This window comes from Flavobacterium franklandianum, assembly GCF_007097365.1.
GTDB lineage: Bacteria > Bacteroidota > Bacteroidia > Flavobacteriales > Flavobacteriaceae > Flavobacterium > Flavobacterium franklandianum.
The window spans coordinates 149,472-167,555 of sequence record NZ_VJZR01000001.1 but is presented as its reverse complement, the minus strand read 5'-3'; the positions used below and the strand labels follow the sequence as shown (position 1 = coordinate 167,555).

Genomic DNA, 18,084 nt, shown 5'->3' with positions numbered 1-18,084 from the left:
GTATAAAACCATTAAGAGATTAAGGCCCATTAAGTTTTACTTAATTTTCTTAATCCCTTAATGGTTTAAAATAGTGTTTATTATTTTTTATTCTGATACAAAACAGGATTCAAATCATCGTCGTTGTACATCTTCATTTGTTTGTACACTTTCATAAATTTATCACCGTTTTCAATGTCGGTTAGCAAATCTTCAATTGCTGTGGATAAGTCGGTTCTTTGCTCTAATAAAATATTTAATTTCGTCTGGCATTTGTCTCTATGATCTTGCGAAGCTTCTTCTCGAGTGGTTTCTTCTTGCATATGATAAATTTTCAAAGCTAAAATTGACAATCTATCAAATGCCCAAGCTGGACTTTCGGAGTTGATTTTAGCCTCATTTTTTACAGTAACCTGAGCATATTTTTGAAGAAAATAACCGTCGATATATTCTACCATATCGGTACGTTCTTGATTCGAAGCGTCGATTCTTCTTTTTAAAGTCAAAGCTGCAACTGGGTCAATATTGGGGTCCCGAATAATATCTTCAAAATGCCATTGTACAGTGTCAATCCAGTTTTTTAAATATAGTAAATGCTCTATTTTTTCCTTTGGAAATGGATTATTTATAGGTTGGTCAACATTATCAAATTGATGATAATCGCGAATACTTTGTTCAAAAACGGAATAAGCTAATTTTGAAAACATATCTTTTATATTTTATAAATACAAAGATACTTTTTATACTTTTATAGTCTATAAAAAACATTAGAAGTTTAGCGGGTTTTTTGCGAAATTCCTAAATTTTAAATTACAAATCTTAAATTATCATTATGCAAACACATTATTTATCCGAAGCCAATAGTATTCTGAATCATTTTTTGGGTCAAATTAGAAACGTAAATGTGCAACACGATAGCATGCGTTTTCGTAGAAATATTGAAAGAATTGGCGAAGTAATGGCTTATGAATTGAGCAAAAATTTGCATTACAGAAACATCGAAATTCAAACACCACTTGGCATCAAAAAGACTACTGAAATTGAAGATAAATTGGTGTTGTGCTCTATTTTACGAGCGGGTTTGCCTCTTCATTTGGGTTTTTTGAATTATTTTGACAATGCCGAAAATGGATTTGTTTCTGCCTACAGACATCATCCTAATAATGATGAATTTTTTGATATTTTAGTCGAATATCAAGCCGTTCCCAATATTGAAAACAAGACTTTATTGTTAATTGATCCGATGCTTGCCACAGGACAATCGATGGTAGCTGTTTTTAACAAATTAATGGAAAAAGGACTTCCAAAAGAGATTCACATTGCCGTAATTATTGCTGCTCCTGAAGGGATTGCCTATCTTGAAAAGCACTTGCCAGATTCCTGTCATCTTTGGGTAGCTACTTTGGACGAAAAATTAAATGACAAAAAATATATCGTCCCAGGAATTGGCGATGCCGGTGATTTGGCTTACGGAAATAAATTATAATTGAGCGAAAAACGCAAACAAACTACATAGAATAAGTACACCTAAAACCAGTTCCTGTTTCAGTTGAAGTTGCTTCACTTCGATGTGGCTCGTAGCCATAATAGCCAAAGGTGCCATGGTATATATCAATAAATCATTGCTTTTGTTCGATGAAATTGCAAAGATTAGTATCACAATAAAAAAAGAAGTAATAATTTTTTTGAAGGACGAATGCAACAGTAATGGCTTGCTAGAAAGCGATGCAAACATCGAAACAACAAAAAACAAGCCAACCGTCAAATATATCGAAAAGGCAATATTCTGATATGTATTTGTAAAGTAATCAATATTAAAGTTAAGAACTGCGTTTTCAGTAATGTATCCTAAAATATCTTTGTCGAAAATTAATGAAACACCTATCGAAATAATTCCTACAGCAAAAAACGCGATAAACGGTAAAAACCAATTTCTATAATCTCTTGCGACATGAAAAATTATGGAGATAAAAACCAATACCAGATAAAGAATACTCCAAAAGTGAAATAATGACGCTACAAAAATCCATAAGGAAGCATCGAATATTTTTTCTTTCGACGATTTTAGAGATTGCAATGAAATCAATCTTCGAAGTGCTAATAAGATAAAGAAATTAGATAAAATTAAATTCGTGTTACCCAATACCGTAGGGAAAAATAAGAGAAATAATAAGTAGAATAAAATTGTGTAACTACTGTCTTTGCTCAATCCGTTTTTCTTTGCAATGAAATTTGTTATAAAAACAGAACCCAACAAAATCAAGAACAAACCTGCTTTTTTTAAAATGGAAACGACCGAATTTGTCCAAGACAAATCTTGAAATTGATAAATAAAAAAGAAAACCAGCATTAAAATTACAACCAAAATTAAATTTAATGGTGTAGATTTTTTAAAAACACTTGTTATCATAAGGATATTTTATACTTTTGCGAGTGTAAATATAATACTTGTACTAAGATGAAACGAGCCAAGTAAATTTTTATTTTTCCAAATTAATAAAATGGCGAGTTCGATCGAAAACAATAAACAAATAAAATAAACAAGATGAAAGCATTTTTTGAAGGAATTCAATGGTTATTTGAAAACATTTTATTCATACTACACGATTTTTTAAGAGCGCTAGAATTAAAAAGCTGGTTTGCTGCTAATATTATAAACTGGGGTTTTATGATAATCTGTGCTGTTGCCATTGTATATTGGTGTAAACAATTAAAACTACACGAAGATCAAGGAGAGGAAAACCAAGACACTACCGCACATTCTTTCTTGAAATAATATTTTAAGAAAAATTGAACGATATTGGGAACTATTTTAAATCGTTCCCAATATCTTTTCTAAAATACATCTTATCAAAATATAGCTTGTCTATGTTTTGGTAAGATTTTTTTATGGCCTCTTCGAAGTTGTCTCCATAGGATGTCACAGTCAAAACTCTTCCTCCGTTACTTACCACGTTTCCGTTATCCAATTTTGTTCCTGCGTGAAAAACTATTGAATCTTCTATCGTTTCCAATCCTGAAATTACTTTTCCTTTCTCGAAATCTTCTGGATAACCGCCAGAAACCACCACAATTGTCGTGGCACTTCTTTCGTCAATTTCTAGTTCGAATTCGTCTAGTTTTTCATTGGCCACAGCCAAAAACAACTCCACCAAATCCGATTTCATTCGTGGAACGACAACTTCCGTTTCTGGATCGCCCATTCGCACGTTGTATTCAATTACGATTGGTTCGTTGTTGACATTGATCAATCCAATAAACACAAATCCTTTATATTCGATTCCATCTTTCTGGAAACCTTCAATAGTAGGTTTTACGATGCGTGTTTCGATTTTTTCCATCAAAACAGCGTCAACATAAGGAACTGGAGAAACTGCTCCCATTCCGCCTGTGTTCAAACCCGTGTCGCCTTCGCCAATGCGTTTATAATCTTTGGCTGTTGGCAATATTTTATAACTTTTCCCGTCGGTCAAAACAAAACAGCTCAATTCAATTCCGTCCAAAAATTCTTCGATCACCACTTTAGAACTGGCCGCACCAAATTTTTGGCCAACCAACATATTTCTTAATTCTTGCTTGGCTTCTGCCAGATCGTGAATAATCAAAACTCCTTTTCCTGCTGCCAATCCATCTGCTTTCAAAACATATGGCGGTTGCAACGTTTCCAAGAAATCACATCCTTTCTCCACGGTTTCGGCAGTGAAACTATCATAAGCCGCCGTTGGAATGTTGTGTTTCATCAAAAATTCTTTGGCAAACTCTTTACTTCCTTCAAGAGTTGCCCCTAATTTTGATGGTCCAATAACTGGGATATCTTTTAAATCATTGTCGTTTTTAAAAAAGTCGAAAATCCCTTTTACCAAAGGATCTTCGGGTCCAACAACCACCATTCCCACTTTTTCCTGAAGTACAAATGCTTTTATGGCATCAAAATCCGTTGGGCTGATAGCAACATTATTGGCTATCGAAGCCGTTCCTGCATTTCCTGGTGCTACAAAAAGTTTGTCGCAAAGCGGACTTTGAATCATTTTCCAAGCAAAAGCGTGTTCTCTTCCTCCAGAACCTAAAAGTAAAATTGTCATCGTGTGGTTTTTAAGTTTGGCAAAAATAGTCTGTTTTAAGTTGAAATAATAATTTTTTTTACTTACTTTTGACGTTAGTAACGCAAAAGGTATGATAATTTCATTTGGATCTAAAGAAACCGAAAAAATCTGGAACGGTTTTGTCGTAAAAAAACCAGCGATAGAGATTCAACAAATGGGCAGAAGAAAGCTAAGAATGCTCAACAACTCCCAAGATTTGATTGATTTAAGAATTCCTCCTTCCAACCCATTAGAGAAATTAAGCGGCAATTTAAAGGATTATTACAGCATTAGAATCAACAATCAATGGCGCATTATTTTTATGTGGGAAAACGGAAATGCCACTAATGTCGAAATTGTTGATTATCATTAAAACTAAAAATTATGGAAAAGCTTAAAAACATACATCCGGGCGAAATTTTGCTAGAGGAATTTCTCATTCCTTTGGAAATAACCTCTTACCGTTTGTGCAAAGATTTGAAAATTCCGCAAACTAGAATTTCAGAAATTATCAAGGGAAATCGTAGAATAACAGCCGATACCGCTTTGCGATTAAGTCAATATTTTGGAAATTCTGCCAAATTTTGGTTGGGTCTCCAAGATGATTTTGACATAGAAGAAGAAACCAAAAATAAAAAACAAGAATTAGAATCCATCAAACGATTTAATGTTCAAAAAGTAGCCTAAATGTTTCCACTTTTCGATTTTTCTCTAAAAATAAATGGTTTCCCGATGAAGGAAGCCAAAGCCGAATTGCAAAAAATCCAGTCTATTCCGGAACAAGAATTCGAAGCTTTTATTGAAAATAAAAAACAAGAAATTGTTGATTATCATTTAAAAAATAATTCTTCCTATCAAAATCTCGTTGGCAAAACCACTTTCAATACTTGGAACGATTTGCCAATAATGACTAAGAAAGACTTTCAGAAACCATTAATTGAAAGACTTTCAAAAGGGTTTTCTTTGAAAAATGTGTATGTCAATAAAACATCGGGTTCCAGTGGCGATCCGTTTATTTTTGCCAAAGACAAATTTTCGCACGCCTTGACTTGGGCCAATATCATCAATCGTTTTGGCTGGCACGGAATTGATTTCAATTCGTCTTATCAAGCTCGTTTTTATGGAATTCCATTGGATTTTATTGGTAACAAAAAAGAACGTTTCAAGGATTTTTTTAGTAACCGTTTTCGATTTCCAATTTTCGATTTATCGGACGTAGTTTTAGAAGGGTTTTTAAACGAATTCAAGACTCGAAAATTCGATTACATCAACGGATATACAAGTTCAATCGTTTTGTTTGCCAAATTTTTACAACAAAAAAATATTGTTTTAAAAACCATTTGTCCGACTTTAAAAGTCTGTGTGGTTACTTCCGAAATGCTTTTTGAAGAAGACAAAATCCTATTAGAAAAACAATTTGGAGTTCCTGTTGTCAATGAATATGGTGCTTCGGAACTGGATTTGATTGCTTTTCAATCCCGAAGTTTCGGGACTAACGGCGAATGGCAAGTGAATTCCGAGACGCTTTTTGTAGAAATTTTGGACGAAAACAATACCGTTTTGCCTTATGGTGTAGCAGGTCGCGTTGTAATCACTTCTTTGTTCAATAAAGCGCATCCGTTTATTCGATATGACATTGGCGACATTGGCATTTTGGACAAAAAAAGCACGTCGAAAAAACCTATTCTTCAGCAATTAATTGGTCGCACCAATGATATAGCCATTTTACCAAGCGGGAAAAAATCACCTGGATTGACTTTTTATTACGTAACAAAAAGCATCATCGAAGACGATGGCAACGTAAAAGAATTTATCATCAAACAAACTAAAATCGATACTTTTGAAATTGAATACGTAAGCAAAATCAAATTAAATGGAGAACAAATCCAGAAAATTGAAGCCGCAATTACTTTATATTTGGAAAAAGGTTTGGTTTTTACATTCATCAGAAAAGAAAAACTAGAACGAAGCAAAAGCGGAAAATTGAAACAGTTTGTTTCGAACCTCACCCCAACCCTCTCCAAAGAAGAGGGAGTTGTAAGTAAATAATTGAAGGTCGCAAATTGCGACCTTCAAATTGAATCTTGAAGTCACAGATTGTGACATCAAGACGTTCAAGGTCGCAATTTGCGACCTTAAAGAAACTAAAAAGATAATTTATGGAAAACGAAATACTACTTTCTGAAGAATTAATTTCTAACAAAATTTACTTTATTAGAAACCAAAAAGTGATGTTTGATAGTGATTTAGCATCACTTTACGGAATTGAAACCAGAGTTTTAAAACAAGCTGTAAAAAGGAATATATCCAGATTTCCTGAAGATTTTATGTTTGAACTTTCAAAGGTAGAATACGATTCTTCAAGGTCACAATTTGTGATCTTGAAGAATGGCAGAGGATCTAATTTAAAATATTTGCCTTCCGTATTTACAGAACACGGCGTTCTTATGTTGTCATGCGTTTTGAAAAGTGATAAAGCTATTCAAACAAATATTCAAATTATGCGGATATTTTCAAAAGTGAGACAAATGCTTTTGGACACCACCGATTTAAAAATAGACATTCTTCAAATTCAGAAAAAATTAGAAAATCACGACAAGAATATCGAGTTGGTTTTCTCTTATTTGGATGAGTTGTCCGATAAAAAAGAAAATGAAACGCCAAGAACAAAAATTGGTTACAAAAAATAATAGCATAATGAAAATAACCATAGTCGCAGGCGCAAGACCTAATTTTATCAAAATCGCACCCATTATCAAAGCGATTGAAAAAAAGCAAAACGAAGGAGCTACTATTTCCTATCGTTTGGTGCATACGGGTCAGCATTATGACAAAAACCTCAGCGATACTTTTTTCGAGGAATTGAATATTCCAAAACCCAACAGCAATCTGGAAGTAAAAAGCGGGTCGCAAGCAGAACAAACGGGAGCCATTATGGTGGCTTTTGAAAAAGAATTACAACAAAATCCTTGTGATTTGGTTTTGGTAGTTGGCGATGTCAATTCGACGATGGCTTGTGCCATTGTGGCCAAAAAACAAAACATAAAAGTCGCTCACGTGGAGGCCGGAATTCGCTCTGGCGATATGACAATGCCCGAAGAAATCAATAGAATCGTTACCGACAGTATTACCGATTATTTCTTTACGACCTCAACTTCGGCATCTGAGAATTTATTGAAATATGGTGTTGATAAAGCCAATGTTCATTTCGTAGGCAACGTGATGATTGATACTTTATATCAAAATCTGGACAGAATTTTTGAACCTAAATTTTGGAATGAATTCGAATTGGAAACTAGAAATTATATTATTTTGACCCTACATCGACCATCCAACGTGGATGAAGAACAATCTTTGATTCAATTGCTTCAAGGGATTGATAAACTAGCTGGCGACAAAAAAGTAATTTTCCCAATTCATCCAAGAACGAAAGCGATTTTGGGCGAGACCAATTTAGACTTGAAAAACATCCTTTTTGTAGAGCCTCAAGGCTATTTGAATTTTATGTACCTCATCAAAAATAGTTTTGCGGTTATTACAGATTCTGGAGGGATTTCGGAGGAAACTACCGTTATGGGAATTCCTTGTTTTACAATGCGAAACAACACCGAAAGACCCGAAACACAAAGCATTGGAACAAATACTTTGGTGGGAACTTCGATAGAAAATTTAGAAAAACATTTTGGAGAATTTCTTCAAAACGGAGGACGAGAAGCAGGAATTCCTGAACTTTGGGATGGAAAATCCTCGGAACGAATTATCGAAATCCTTTTGAAATATTAAATTATATTTTACCATTAAGATATTAAGGTTCATTAAGTAAAATCACGCTTAATTTTCTTAATATCTTAATGGTTCAAAAAAATGCAACTGTTATAAATAATGGAAGAAATCCTCATCATATCGAATTATTATCCGCCAGAAAAAGGCGCTGCAGCCAATAGAATTGAGCAGTTAGCCTTAAAATTGCATCAAAACAATTACAAAGTTTCCCTGATTTGTCCCTTAGGGAATTATCCAAAAGGGGAATTGTTTCCAGAATATAAAGGCAAATTTTCAATAACAGAAAACCTTCAAAATATCACGGTAAAACGACTTTGGATTTATCCGAGTGTGAGCAAAAACATCTTCAAACGAACGCTTTCAGTTTTGTCGTTTTCGAGTATGCTTTTTTTTCATTTATTGTGCAAAAAAACGCCCAATAAAGTAGTTGTTCAATCGCCACCGTTGTTGTTGTCTTTCGTGTCTGTTTTGGTGCTTTCGCTAATGCGAAAAAAAATAATATTGAATGTTTCCGATTTGTGGCCATTGGCTGCTATTGAATTGAAAGCCTTGAAAAAAGATAGTTTTTCGCATCAGGTTTCCTTATTTTTTGAACGATTTATTTATTCGAAAGCGACTTTAATTTTTGGTCAATCCAACGAAATCATTACTCATATTCATTCGATTTTTCCAGAAAAAGAATGTCATTTGTACCGTAATTTCCCCGATCATCAAGTGGCAAAAATGGAGTTGGTTTCGAATATAAATGAACCAATACAACTGTTTTATGCTGGATTATTGGGTGTGGCTCAAGGTGTTTTCGAATTGTGTCAAAACATTGAATTAGAAAATTTGAACATCGAATTACACATTTTTGGAGATGGTGGCGAAAAATCGCAAATCGAAGATTTAATCCAGCAAAATCCACAGAAAAAAATCTTTTTTCACGGAATGCTGGAGCGGAATATTTTACACGAAAAACTCAAAACTTTTGATATTGCTATTATTCCATTAAAGACAAGAATTTATGGCTCTGTGCCTTCGAAAATATTCGAATATGGGGCATTGGGTTTTCCTGTACTTTATTGTGGTGGTGGCGAAGGCGAAACGATTGTAAAAGAAAATAATTTGGGTTGGGTTGCCGCGGTTGGCGATTTCGAAAGCTTGAATGCTTCTTTAATTGAAATATCAAAAACAGGGAAAAATAAAATTCAAACGATGAAAAAAGAAGTTTTTGATAGTGCCGAAAAACATTTCAATCTTGATTTTCAAATTAAAGATTTAATCAATAAAAACGTGTTTTAAAAAGCTTTTTCATCGCCTTTTAAAACATTATAAATGGTTTTGAAAATGATTTCAATATCTAATAAAATGGACCAATTTTCCATATAGAAAATATCGTATTTTACTCTATTAATGATGTCCTCGTCCGTTTCAACTTCGCCACGATAGCCTTTTGTTTGAGCAAGTCCGGTAATTCCGGGTTTAACAAAATGACGCACCATAAATTTATCTACTTTTAGAGCATATAAATTGGCAACACTTACCATATGTGGTCTAGGACCTACAACTGACATTTCGCCTAAAAAAACATTGAAAAACTGAGGTAATTCGTCTATGCTAGTTTTTCGGATAAACTTGCCTACTTTGGTTATTCGAACATCATTTTTAGAGGCTAAATCTGTATCAGCTTGATCGTTTATAAACATCGATCTAAATTTATAACAATTGAATTCCTTATAATTTAATCCATTCCTTTTTTGGATAAAAAACAAGGGGCCTTTTGATTCCAATTTAATTATAATAGCTAAAATTGGCATTATCCAAGACATTAATCCAATAATTATTATTGAAGAAAAAAGAAGGTCAAAAATACGTTTGATGACTTTGTTTATGGTTTCATCCTGCAAGATATTCCTCAAAGAAATAACAGGGATGTAGTTGTAATATTCAAACTTAGCGGTTCTGGAAAGGATTTGTTTTTCGTCTGGAATAAATTTTAAGGTTTTCAGATTATTATCGGCAAAATCAATAATATCGGTAATTTGACTATCCGATAAATCGGCCATTGCACAATAAATTTCATCGGTTTTAGTAGTAATTACATAGGAAAAACATTCATCAATTTTTTCGTTTTTATGATTTTCTAAAGTGAATACCTTCATTAGTCTGTATCCATAATCTGGATTTTCTGTAAAAAAGTTTTTTAGTGGACTAATGTTTTTATTGTTTCCTAACAAAACAACACTTCGCGAATTTCCTCCATATAAAACCCTGAATTTTCTCAGGAAATAATAAATGGAAAGTTTGATTAATAGAATGAAAATAATTGATAGTACTACAAAAAAAACAACTCGTTTTTGATAATAAAAATCCGAGTAAAATAATTCTAATGCCAAGCAAAACAAGGAAAATAATACAAACTGTTTTAAAGCACAATTTAGAATTGCTATTACCTTTGTATATCGATATACTTCATAAAACCCGAGATAAATTGCAATAGCAATCCAAGCCAAACTTATTAAAATGGAATAAATAATTTCGTTAGAATGGAATGGAAACATATAAATGGTCAATACATTGATGATAATTAAATCGATCAAGTAAGAGAAAGGCCTAATATAGCCAGAATATCTTCCCGTTTTAGTTTTCAAATGCGCAAATTTGATTTTAAAGTGTTTACAAAGGAAATATTATGTCTTTTCTTTGTTGGTTAATTCCTCTATTTCACATTAAAAATTTGTTCCAATATTTTAATGGTAATCAAATAAGTAGGTTTCACACCCGTCGTTCCTAAACCTCCTGAAGCCAATGTACTTCCCGTTTCCAAAGGATTATCCGAAGCGTAATATGCGTATCTGACTTTCACATCTTGTGGAATACTTTTCCTGATTTTTGATGCCGATTGAATGGCTTTTTGATAATAAGAACCTTCCATTTCGAGTCCAATTACACCCCAAGTCGATTCGTGGAAAAACTTTAATAAATCTTTATTTTGCAAGGAAGTTCCTAAAACGGTAACCATTGGTCCTTCAAAAACTGGAATGCCACCCTCCTTAAACATTTCTCCATTTAATTCGTTTTCAAAGAAATAATTATCAGCAGTTCCTTCGTTGATGTGTGCCGTTGGAATCATAATATCGCCTTTTCCTCCTTGAAGAATTCCTGCTTTTCCCATTATAGAAACAGATTCAACATTCAATAATATGTCTTTTTTGAAGGGTTTCAATAATTCGTCAATAGTCTCGTAAGCTTGTTCCCCAAAGGCATAATCCATCACAATTAGTACTGGTTTTATATCTCCAATAGTTGCTGTTGGAAACGATGTTTTTGACCAATTAATTTTGGCTGTATCAAAAATTTGCACGTCAATATTGGTTCCAGAAGCAGCATCTGGAAGCGAAATCATTCCGTGTTGTTTTGCAAATTCTTCAACTTTATCTCTAACCTCATAAGCTCCTGATTTGCTTAATTCTTCATAAATAAAGAAATCCGATTGGTCTTTGAACTTGGTTTTCAAAACCGTTGTAGCGAAAATGGAATTCATAACGCTATGCATATTGGCACTTATTACGTGAATTGGGCGGTCTAGAAGATTATTTGCTTTTAATACTTCCTTGATGTTAGTTGCCCAAATTTCGCCGTGAATATGATGTCCTAATCGTTCTCTTAAAATAGGACTGAATGTTATAGTTCTTTTGTTATCGTCGACCACTTCTTCTATGGCTAATTTTCCCAACCAATAAATGACGTGCAAGAATCGATCTGGCGATAATTCCGATCCAAAGGCATCGTATATGTCCAAAACTTCTATAAATGTTCTGCCCAGAATGTTTGCTGCGTGCGAAACGGCTTTTTCTTTTTCGATTTGAGTTAGCTTCTTCTTTTGTGAAACTGCTTGTTCCAATTTTTGCCAATCACGAGAAACTTCGCCGGCGTCATCTAGTAAAACTCTATTTCTAATCTTGTGTGATTCGATGAAAATGAAGGTCAAATGCGTCAGAATATCGTAAATGTCAGAACGCCCACGGGTGATTTCAACATTCATTTGCTCTTCGTCAATTCGATAGCAATTGCGTTTTCTCTTTGGCGGAACAATGGCTTGAAAATGTGATTTGGAGTAGCCTTCGTCCGAAGTTAAATTGATGAATCGACATTCTTCAATTCCTGTTGGAAGTCGTTCGATAACATATAAAAGTCCGCTTAATTCCACTTTTTCTTCGGCAATATTCCCGTAAATTTCAGGACGTAATGTTAATAAAGCTTCTCTCAATGTGTCGCCAGAAACTCCCATTGGCTTATAAAATCCACGGTTAAACAAATGGCGCATAGTAATATACATTTTTTCAATTGCCGCAGAGGATTCTTGCGCTCTAGATCTTGATATATTTTTAATTTCTTTCATCTTTAGAAAATTATTGTTTTTTAAGATAGACGAAAACGCCTTATCTTCATTGATGTTTACGAAATCCATTTATTACTACGATTTCATTAGTAAATGTTTTGTAACCTGCAAATGTATGATTTTAATAGATTAGTTGGATAAAATTAGTGTTATTACGGGTTCATTTATCATCATTTTCCCTTTTGTACCGCTTGCTTCCTGATTTGGCTGTCGACTCCATTTTCCTCCTGAAAAAGTGTATAAATAATCCCTTTCGACATAATTATACAAGACAAATGGAAAGTAAGTCCTTTGTATTTGTGTTATGTTTGTGTTGGAGTCGGTAATCGATTTTTCGGTTTTATTCCTTTCGATCATTAATTTTTCAAAACCAACAAAAAGTCCGTTTTTTGGGAATTTTAAATTAAACTTTGTTAGATCAAACCAGTTGGTTCTTGTACCTTTTTTGACCGAAACCACAAAATCTTTATCCGTCAATTCTTCGGCAGGATATCCTTTAGAATCTACATTATAAAAATGAATTTTAATGCTCGCATTTTCGATTCTGCTGTCGCTATAAATGCTAACTTTTTTTAAATATTTAGTTTTTTTATACGACTGTAAATAGGGGAAAAACTTGGTGTCAATCTTGGGTCCATTGTCGAATGCTTGGTAAATTTCGGTTTTTGTTTTCCCAATTTCTGTTTCCCTAGTTCCAATACTTTTTGAAATCACAACCTCATTAAGTAAATAGGCTGCTGGTTTCAAATAAACTACAGAAGCATCTGAAGCCTTGATAATTTTCTTCTCAAATCCCAAAGTTGAAAAAATTAATTTATTCCCGTTTGCTATTGTATTGATAAAAAAAGTTCCATTTTCTTCTGAAGTCGAGCCGATATTTTCATTCTGAACCCAAATGTTTACAAACGGGATTGGTTTTCCGGAAAGGCTGTCCTTTACAATTCCTTTTATTTGTGCGGACACAGACAATGTGATGAAAACTAATGCTAATAAAAGTCTTTTCTCTACCATAATTTTCTATTCTCTTTGTAGCAAATCCACAATTTTTCTATCATTGCTCAATCTCGGAATCTTGTTTTGTCCCCCTAGTTTTCCAATGGATTTCATATAATCTTGAAAACCATTTTTGGCCACTTTGGTAACAACCACTTTTCGCAACACATTTCCCACAATCAAATCATCGTAGTAGATGTTTTGTTTGCGCATTGCATTGTCTAAAGCTTCAGCAAAAGCATTAAAATCCTCAGGTTCGTTTTCAAATTCGATAAACCATTCGTGGTATGGTAATCCTTCGTTTGGCGTAATTTGTGGCGCAACTGTAAATTCGTTAATTCGAATATTTGTTCCAATTATAGCTTCTTGCAAAGCACTTTCGACTTCTTTGCCAATGACGTGTTCGCCAAAAGCCGAAATATAATGTTTGATTCTGCCCGAAACAATAACTCTGTAAGGTTTCAAACTCGTAAACTGAACTGTGTCTCCAATGTTGTAACCCCAAAGTCCTGCATTGGTTGAAATAATCAACACATAATTCACGCCCAATTCAACTTCGCCAATGGTGTGTCTTTTGGGGTTTTCGATATAAAATTCTTCGCTTTTAATGAATTCGTAGAAAATTCCGGAGTTCAACAGCAGCAACATTCCTTTTTCCTTTTGCGAATCTTGGTAGGCAAAAAATCCTTCCGAAGCAGGAAATAATTCAATGCTATCTACTTTTCGACCAATCAAATTTTCGAATTTGGCGCGATACGGCTCGTAATTGACACCGCCATAAATGAACAAATTGAAATTTTTGAAGATATCGCCAACAGGCTTCCCTCCTTTTTGATGTAATTTTTCAAAATACATTTGCACCCAAGAAGGAATTCCGGAAATCACGGTCATATTTTGGTCAAAAGTTTCTTCGACTATGGCGTTTACCTTGGTTTCCCAATCCTCGATGCAATTGGTTTCCAAAGAAGGCATTCGGTTTTTTTGCAAATATTTCGGAATAAAATGAGCCACGATTCCAGACAATCTTCCCAATTTTACACCGTTTTTTTCTTCTAATATTGGACTTCCTTGCAAGAAAATCATTTTTCCATCGACAAAATCGGCATTTCCAGTTTCGTGAATGTAATGTAGAATAGCATTTCTTGCGGCTTCGATATGAAAAGGCATCGACTCCTTGGTTAGCGGAATATATTTTGCACCTGATGTCGTTCCTGAAGTTTTGGCAAAATATAAAGGTTTGCCTTTCCAGAGCACATTTTCCTCCCCATTTACCACCTTATCAACATAGGATTTCAAACCTTCATAATCGCGAACCGGAACATTCTTGGTGAAATCTTCGAAAGTTTTTATTTGGTCAAAATGATGATCTATCCCGAATAGGGTTTTTTCCGCTTGACGAATTAAATCCTCGAAAACTCTTTGCTGAGTTTCTATTGGATTTGTTGCCCAGAGCTGGGTTTTTCGATAGATATTACGTGCAAATATTTTAGCAAAAAAAGGTTTTAAAGACATTATAAGAGTTTTATTTTTTTTTCGCTTTAGACGCGTTGGATTGAGATTTTTTTTCTTCTTTGGTTACTTCTTTTCTTAATTCCAGTTCTTCTTCTGAAGCGGATAAATCAAATTTAGATGGCGTTTCTTCACTGATGGCAAGAATGGAATCTTTATTGAATTTAGCATATTCCAATTGACCCGTCAATACTTTTTGGATGGATTTGATGTAGGCTTCATTTTTCTTCAAAGCCAAAGATAAAGAATCTGATTTTAGCGCCAGTTCAGTGGCATCTTTTTTCAGTTTAGAAGAGGAATATCCCGGAATAAACTCTCGCAAAGGTGTGAAAGCAATGATAAAAGTGGTAAAAGTTATCAATAAAATAGCGCCAGAAGTTGCTACCACAAAAACATTCATTAGATTTAATTTGAATGAAAAAAGCTCTTCAAAAGTTTCCTCATTCAAAATAACCAATCGGTTTTTTGTGAATAATTTATTGTGAAGTTTTCTTCGTTTAAGTCTATTTTCAGACATGTTTTTTGTTTATGATACAAATATAATAATTAATGCAATCATTCGCTTGTTTTCTTGTTTGTGTTTGTGTTGTGAATTTTTACCAAATTTTTAACGCATAAGAAACTAAAATAATTATCGCTAATTAATTTTATGTTAAGTAATTCTATATACCTTTGTTGTGCGATTTATTAGAAATTTGCTTCGGCAATAAAATATTATATTATGGGAAGATTTGGTTTAACAGAAATCCTTGTTATTTTGGCGGTTGTTTTATTGCTTTTTGGAGGGAAAAAAATTCCAGAATTAATGAAAGGTTTAGGTAGCGGAATTAAAGAATTCAAAAATGCTGCAAAAGATGACCAACCAGCAGATAAAAAAGAAACTAAAGAGGAAACCAAAGAATAAATTTTCTTTAGGTTTAAAATTTAATATTCCAAATTCTAAACAATTCATTTGTTTAGGATTTGGGATTTTCGTTTTTATAACTATTCCGATTTTTACATCTTTAGAAACAGTTATTTGTCAATATCGTCTGTTTTTAATCTAGCTTCGATTACCTTAGAGTTTTTATTTTAACAAAGTCCTTTTCAAATGAAAACCAAAGTACTACTTTTTTTCCTTTTTGTATCCTTCCAATCGCTTTTTTCTCAAGAAATTCAAGGGTCTTGGGCAGGAAGCTTAAGTATTCAAGGAACGCAACTTCCGCTGGTTTTTAATATTCAAAAAAACGGAGACTTATACCAAACCTCTTTAGACAGTCCGATGCAAGGCGCCAAAGGCATTCCGATTAAGGAAACAACTTTTGCAAATAATGAATTGCAATTAGCGGCTCCAAATCTTAATTTGAAATTCAGTGGACACTTTAACGGAACCTCAATAGAAGGGATTTTTGTACAAAATGGAGGTAGTATTCCGCTAGTATTAACACGGAAATTAAACGATACACCTGTCTTAAAACGTCCACAAGAACCAAAACCTCCTTTTGATTATCCAATTGAAGAAGTGGTTTTTGTAAATCCAAAAGATAAAAATACCTTGGCCGGAACTTTGACGCTTCCTAAAAACAAAAAAGATTTTCCTGTGGTGATTTTGATCACGGGTTCTGGTGTGCAAAATCGTGATTCAGAAATTTTTGGACACAAACCTTTCGCGGTTATTGCGAATGATTTTGCCCAAAAAGGAATTGGGGTTTTGCGTTTAGACGATCGTGGCGTTGGCGGTTCTAGCAAAGGGACTCCTGAAGATACTTCGGCTAGTTTTGCAACAGATATTACCGCAGCCGTTGATTTTTTGAGTGCAAAAGGGTTCAAAAAAATTGGTTTAATTGGCCATAGCGAAGGCGGATTGATTGCACCAATGGTGGTTGTTCAAAACACAAAAGTTCAATTTGTTATATCGCTTGCGGGTCCAGGTATTACAATTGATCAAATGATGCTTTTGCAAAGCCAATCGATTGCAAAATCGCAAGGCGCTACATCAGCTCAAATTGAAGCAAGTACAGCATTTAACAAAAAAGTATATGCTTACATCATTAATTATAATGGCAGTAATTTAAAAGCAGATTTTCAACCTTACATTAAAGAAGAATTCATAAAACTGACCCAAAAACAAGGACTTACAGAAACTCAAATCGACGAATTTGTAGCCCAACAAACTCGTTCAATTACTAGTCCGTGGTATGTTTATTTTTTAAAATTCAATCCTGAGTTGTATTGGTCTAAATTGAAAATTCCTGTGTTGGCACTAAACGGATCGTTAGATTTACAAGTAAAAGCCACTGAAAATTTAGCAGGTATTCAGGCTTATTTAACCAAAGCAGGAAACAAAAAAGCAACAATAAAAGAACTTCCTGGACTCAATCATCTGTTCCAAGAAGCTAAAACAGGATCGACCGCTGAATATTCTACAATCGAACAAACCATTGCTCCTGTCGTCTTAGACACGATGAGTAATTGGATTTTGGGGTTGAAATAAAAATCCTATTCTAATTTCAAAACTTCTTCAATGATTTTTTGCTTGCAGGTTTCCCAGTTGAAATTTTTGAACATTTGGGGGTGTAGTTGAAGATCCGCATCTCCAAAATAGGTCAAACTTTTCTGAACCATAAAAATAGAACCATCGTGATATTTTTTTTCATAAAATGATAAAATATCTTCGAGCGTAAACTCATTCAATAAAAAATACAAATCGATAAAATCTTTTTTACTTCCTCTTCCAGCAATTGCATTTAGTTTCATAGCAGCGATGTCTTTTTTAGAAAGCATTCTAATGTTTTCTATAAACAAACAGTCTGAAAGTAATGGGTATTTATAGTTTACAAAATCAACTTTAACATCGTTAATTTTTGTAATCAAAATGTTTTTGGTGCTTTGTGCTACTTTTACTTCTCCAAATTCTGAAAGTTTTTCAATAAATAATTCTGGATTAATTTCGGAATTTCCAAATAAGTCAATATCAATGGAATTTCGATGACCCATTTGTAAAGCTAATGATGTTCCTCCAACTAAATTAAAATCTGAAAATAGTTTTTCAGACATAATTTTGTTTAAGAGTTCCATAAGTTCGGGTACAACTGTCTGTGTTTGTAACATCTAAATTCTGTTTTGTCGATTTTAAAAATAGCAGATAGGTAAGAAAGCGTTACGGCATCAAGACTTCTTAAATTCAAAGAAACTTCTTTAATTGTTTCTAATCCGTAAAGTTCTTTTAATAATCTCCAATCTTTCATAAATCCATATTCTAAAACTTTTTGTATGAGATGAGATTTGTGCTTTTCGAAGTCAAAATCATTCAAATCCACATCCCAAAAGAGATATTGCGAAAAGTCGTTTATGGTTATTTCTTTCTTCATAAAA

The 18,084-nt window shown here is 33.6% G+C and carries 20 protein-coding genes; 10 read left to right on the top strand and 10 right to left on the bottom strand.

Features of this window, described 5'->3' with window-relative positions; all coding sequences use genetic code 11:
* Window positions 1–80: 80 nt before the first annotated feature.
* Complete coding sequence (locus FNW17_RS00805; RefSeq protein ID WP_144070649.1) at window positions 81–686, bottom strand: DUF4254 domain-containing protein; 606 nt, start codon at window positions 684–686, stop codon at window positions 81–83.
* Window positions 687–811: 125 nt separating this feature from the next.
* Between FNW17_RS00805 and upp the strand changes: the two genes are divergently transcribed.
* Entirely contained in the window at window positions 812–1,465 is a 654-nt protein-coding gene (gene upp / locus FNW17_RS00800) for a uracil phosphoribosyltransferase (protein ID WP_143390381.1), read from the top strand.
* Here upp and FNW17_RS00795 read toward each other — a convergent pair.
* A complete protein-coding gene (locus FNW17_RS00795; protein ID WP_144070648.1) occupies window positions 1,460–2,389 on the bottom strand; it encodes a DUF6427 family protein in 930 nt (309 codons plus the stop codon). The two genes, upp and FNW17_RS00795, sit on opposite strands and share 6 nt — an antisense overlap.
* 135 nt (window positions 2,390–2,524) lie before the next feature.
* On the opposite strand from FNW17_RS00795, the gene FNW17_RS00790 reads away from it, so the two are divergent.
* The gene (locus FNW17_RS00790) at window positions 2,525–2,755 is read left to right on the top strand and encodes a DUF6341 family protein (protein ID WP_144070647.1); all 231 of its coding nucleotides are present in this window, start codon (window positions 2,525–2,527) and stop codon (window positions 2,753–2,755) included.
* A 31-nt stretch (window positions 2,756–2,786) separates the two neighbouring features.
* Here FNW17_RS00790 and purD read toward each other — a convergent pair whose 3' ends face one another.
* A complete protein-coding gene (gene purD / locus FNW17_RS00785; RefSeq protein ID WP_144070646.1) occupies window positions 2,787–4,061 on the bottom strand; it encodes a phosphoribosylamine--glycine ligase in 1,275 nt (424 codons plus the stop codon).
* Window positions 4,062–4,152: 91 nt separating this feature from the next.
* Between purD and FNW17_RS00780 the strand changes: the two genes are divergently transcribed.
* From FNW17_RS00780 to FNW17_RS00755, 6 genes are all read left to right on the top strand, one after another.
* Entirely contained in the window at window positions 4,153–4,434 is a 282-nt protein-coding gene (locus tag FNW17_RS00780) for a type II toxin-antitoxin system RelE/ParE family toxin (protein WP_143390387.1), read from the top strand.
* 11 nt (window positions 4,435–4,445) lie between these two features.
* Window positions 4,446–4,748, top strand: coding sequence for a HigA family addiction module antitoxin (locus tag FNW17_RS00775; protein ID WP_143390389.1), 303 nt, complete (start codon window positions 4,446–4,448; stop codon window positions 4,746–4,748).
* Window positions 4,749–6,110 carry a phenylacetate--CoA ligase family protein gene (locus FNW17_RS00770; protein WP_144070645.1) on the top strand — a complete coding sequence of 454 codons (1,362 nt, stop codon included), beginning with the start codon at window positions 4,749–4,751 and terminating at the stop codon, window positions 6,108–6,110.
* A gap of 110 nt (window positions 6,111–6,220) precedes the next feature.
* Window positions 6,221–6,751 carry an ORF6N domain-containing protein gene (locus FNW17_RS00765; protein ID WP_143390393.1) on the top strand — a complete coding sequence of 177 codons (531 nt, stop codon included), beginning with the start codon at window positions 6,221–6,223 and terminating at the stop codon, window positions 6,749–6,751.
* A 7-nt stretch (window positions 6,752–6,758) separates the two neighbouring features.
* A complete protein-coding gene (gene wecB, locus FNW17_RS00760; RefSeq protein WP_185964802.1) occupies window positions 6,759–7,844 on the top strand; it encodes a non-hydrolyzing UDP-N-acetylglucosamine 2-epimerase in 1,086 nt (361 codons plus the stop codon).
* 99 nt (window positions 7,845–7,943) lie between these two features.
* The gene (locus tag FNW17_RS00755) at window positions 7,944–9,128 is read left to right on the top strand and encodes a glycosyltransferase family 4 protein (protein ID WP_143390394.1); all 1,185 of its coding nucleotides are present in this window, start codon (window positions 7,944–7,946) and stop codon (window positions 9,126–9,128) included.
* On the opposite strand, the gene FNW17_RS00750 is transcribed toward FNW17_RS00755, so the two are convergent.
* The 5 genes from FNW17_RS00750 to FNW17_RS00730 all read right to left on the bottom strand — a co-directional run bounded on the left by FNW17_RS00750 (window position 9,125) and on the right by FNW17_RS00730 (window position 15,247).
* Window positions 9,125–10,477, bottom strand: a complete 1,353-nt coding sequence (locus FNW17_RS00750; protein ID WP_143390395.1) for an exopolysaccharide biosynthesis polyprenyl glycosylphosphotransferase — start codon at window positions 10,475–10,477, stop codon at window positions 9,125–9,127. The genes FNW17_RS00755 and FNW17_RS00750 overlap by 4 nt on opposite strands.
* 68 nt (window positions 10,478–10,545) lie before the next feature.
* On the bottom strand, window positions 10,546–12,228 hold the full coding sequence (locus FNW17_RS00745; RefSeq protein WP_144070792.1) for a DUF6909 family protein: 1,683 nt from the start codon (window positions 12,226–12,228) through the stop codon (window positions 10,546–10,548).
* 129 nt (window positions 12,229–12,357) lie between these two features.
* Window positions 12,358–13,239, bottom strand: coding sequence for a carboxypeptidase-like regulatory domain-containing protein (locus FNW17_RS00740; RefSeq protein ID WP_143390397.1), 882 nt, complete (start codon window positions 13,237–13,239; stop codon window positions 12,358–12,360).
* Window positions 13,240–13,245: 6 nt separating this feature from the next.
* Window positions 13,246–14,733 carry a GH3 family domain-containing protein gene (locus FNW17_RS00735; RefSeq protein WP_144070644.1) on the bottom strand — a complete coding sequence of 496 codons (1,488 nt, stop codon included), beginning with the start codon at window positions 14,731–14,733 and terminating at the stop codon, window positions 13,246–13,248.
* 10 nt (window positions 14,734–14,743) lie between these two features.
* The gene (locus FNW17_RS00730; RefSeq protein WP_126563130.1) at window positions 14,744–15,247 is read right to left on the bottom strand and encodes a peptidase; all 504 of its coding nucleotides are present in this window, start codon (window positions 15,245–15,247) and stop codon (window positions 14,744–14,746) included.
* Window positions 15,248–15,451: 204 nt separating this feature from the next.
* Between FNW17_RS00730 and tatA the strand changes: the two genes are divergently transcribed.
* Entirely contained in the window at window positions 15,452–15,634 is a 183-nt protein-coding gene (tatA, locus tag FNW17_RS00725; RefSeq protein ID WP_126563131.1) for a twin-arginine translocase TatA/TatE family subunit, read from the top strand.
* A gap of 186 nt (window positions 15,635–15,820) precedes the next feature.
* Entirely contained in the window at window positions 15,821–17,203 is a 1,383-nt protein-coding gene (locus tag FNW17_RS00720) for an alpha/beta hydrolase family protein (protein ID WP_144070643.1), read from the top strand.
* 5 nt (window positions 17,204–17,208) lie between these two features.
* Here the strand turns inward: FNW17_RS00720 and FNW17_RS00715 are convergent, their stop codons facing one another.
* A complete protein-coding gene (locus tag FNW17_RS00715; RefSeq protein WP_144070642.1) occupies window positions 17,209–17,820 on the bottom strand; it encodes a nucleotidyl transferase AbiEii/AbiGii toxin family protein in 612 nt (203 codons plus the stop codon).
* Complete coding sequence (locus FNW17_RS00710) at window positions 17,775–18,080, bottom strand: DUF6922 domain-containing protein (RefSeq protein WP_126563112.1); 306 nt, start codon at window positions 18,078–18,080, stop codon at window positions 17,775–17,777. Before FNW17_RS00710 ends, FNW17_RS00715 begins: the two co-directional genes overlap by 46 nt.
* Window positions 18,081–18,084 lie beyond the last annotated feature (4 nt).

Bases quoted from the DNA above. Each gene is read 5' to 3' on its own strand.
- FNW17_RS00805 (WP_144070649.1), bottom strand. From the start codon at position 686: ATGTTTTCAAAATTAGCTTATTCCGTTTTTGAACAAAGTATTCGCGAT.
- upp (WP_143390381.1), top strand. From the start codon at position 812: ATGCAAACACATTATTTATCCGAAGCCAATAGTATTCTGAATCATTTT.
- FNW17_RS00795 (WP_144070648.1), bottom strand. From the start codon at position 2,389: ATGATAACAAGTGTTTTTAAAAAATCTACACCATTAAATTTAATTTTG.
- FNW17_RS00790 (WP_144070647.1), top strand. From the start codon at position 2,525: ATGAAAGCATTTTTTGAAGGAATTCAATGGTTATTTGAAAACATTTTA.
- purD (WP_144070646.1), bottom strand. From the start codon at position 4,061: ATGACAATTTTACTTTTAGGTTCTGGAGGAAGAGAACACGCTTTTGCT.
- FNW17_RS00780 (WP_143390387.1), top strand. From the start codon at position 4,153: ATGATAATTTCATTTGGATCTAAAGAAACCGAAAAAATCTGGAACGGT.
- FNW17_RS00775 (WP_143390389.1), top strand. From the start codon at position 4,446: ATGGAAAAGCTTAAAAACATACATCCGGGCGAAATTTTGCTAGAGGAA.
- FNW17_RS00770 (WP_144070645.1), top strand. From the start codon at position 4,749: ATGTTTCCACTTTTCGATTTTTCTCTAAAAATAAATGGTTTCCCGATG.
- FNW17_RS00765 (WP_143390393.1), top strand. From the start codon at position 6,221: ATGGAAAACGAAATACTACTTTCTGAAGAATTAATTTCTAACAAAATT.
- wecB (WP_185964802.1), top strand. From the start codon at position 6,759: ATGAAAATAACCATAGTCGCAGGCGCAAGACCTAATTTTATCAAAATC.
- FNW17_RS00755 (WP_143390394.1), top strand. From the start codon at position 7,944: ATGGAAGAAATCCTCATCATATCGAATTATTATCCGCCAGAAAAAGGC.
- FNW17_RS00745 (WP_144070792.1), bottom strand. From the start codon at position 12,228: ATGAAAGAAATTAAAAATATATCAAGATCTAGAGCGCAAGAATCCTCT.
- FNW17_RS00740 (WP_143390397.1), bottom strand. From the start codon at position 13,239: ATGGTAGAGAAAAGACTTTTATTAGCATTAGTTTTCATCACATTGTCT.
- FNW17_RS00735 (WP_144070644.1), bottom strand. From the start codon at position 14,733: ATGTCTTTAAAACCTTTTTTTGCTAAAATATTTGCACGTAATATCTAT.
- FNW17_RS00730 (WP_126563130.1), bottom strand. From the start codon at position 15,247: ATGTCTGAAAATAGACTTAAACGAAGAAAACTTCACAATAAATTATTC.
- tatA (WP_126563131.1), top strand. From the start codon at position 15,452: ATGGGAAGATTTGGTTTAACAGAAATCCTTGTTATTTTGGCGGTTGTT.
- FNW17_RS00720 (WP_144070643.1), top strand. From the start codon at position 15,821: ATGAAAACCAAAGTACTACTTTTTTTCCTTTTTGTATCCTTCCAATCG.
- FNW17_RS00715 (WP_144070642.1), bottom strand. From the start codon at position 17,820: ATGTTACAAACACAGACAGTTGTACCCGAACTTATGGAACTCTTAAAC.
- FNW17_RS00710 (WP_126563112.1), bottom strand. From the start codon at position 18,080: ATGAAGAAAGAAATAACCATAAACGACTTTTCGCAATATCTCTTTTGG.